The following is an 893-nucleotide window of genomic DNA, read 5'->3' on the forward strand; positions in this document are numbered from 1 at the left end:
CGGTGTGTGTTGCAGCCGGGGCAGCGTCCGCGGTTCGACGCGATCGCTGATCTGGTGGTGGAGCACCGGGTGACGAGTCTGCAGATGTCGGCGGGGTTGTTCAACGTGATGTTGGACGAGCGTCCCGAGGTGTTCGACGTGGTGCGGGTGGCGATGACGGCGGGTGAGGCGGCGTCGGTGGCGCATGTGTCGCGGGCGCTGTCGGAGCATCCCGGGGTTCGTGTGGTGAACGGTTATGGTCCGGCGGAGAACATGGGGTTCTCGACCAGTTTCGAGGTGTCCTCGGTCGAACCCGGACAACGCTCGGTACCCGTCGGGGTGCCGCTGCGCGGCACACTGGCCCGCGTCCTCGACGAGTGGTTCAACCCGGTCCCCGTTGGTGTGCCGGGTGAGCTCTACCTCGCTGGGAGAACGCTCGCCCAGGGGTATCTCGGGCGTTCGGACCTGACCGCCGAGCGGTTCGTGCCTGATCCCTTCGGTGCTCCGGGGGATCGGATGTATCGCACGGGTGACCTGGTGCGGTGGTCGTCCTCGGGAGATCTGGACTATGTGGGCCGGGTGGACGACCAGGTCAAGGTCCGCGGTTTCCGGGTCGAGCCCGGTGAGGTCGAGGCCGTCCTGGCCGGAGTTCCTGGAGTGGCTCAGGCCGTGGTCGTGGCCCGGAGCGACCACGGCGGACCGGCGTCCCTGGTCGCCTACACGGTCCCGATCGCGGGAGCCGAGCTGGACGGCGCCGTCATGCGCGGTGCGGTCGCCGACGCCCTCCCCGAGCACATGGTGCCGTCGGCGGTGGTGGTGCTGGACGAGCTGCCATTGACCGCGAACGGCAAGCTGGACAAGAGGGCCCTGCCCGCACCGGACTACACGGCCTCGGTCTCGGGCGGGCAACCCCG

At 69.3% G+C, this 893-nt stretch carries 1 protein-coding gene; it reads left to right on the forward strand.

Features of this window, described 5'->3' with window-relative positions; all coding sequences use genetic code 11:
• Positions 1 to 57: 57 nt before the first annotated feature.
• A partial coding sequence (locus KBX21_RS26260; protein WP_307869294.1) for an AMP-binding protein occupies positions 58 to 893 on the forward strand: 836 nt, incomplete at its 3' end.

The sequence above is a fragment of the Nocardiopsis sp. B62 genome, from assembly GCF_018070675.1.
Classification (GTDB): domain Bacteria; phylum Actinomycetota; class Actinomycetes; order Streptosporangiales; family Streptosporangiaceae; genus Nocardiopsis; species Nocardiopsis prasina.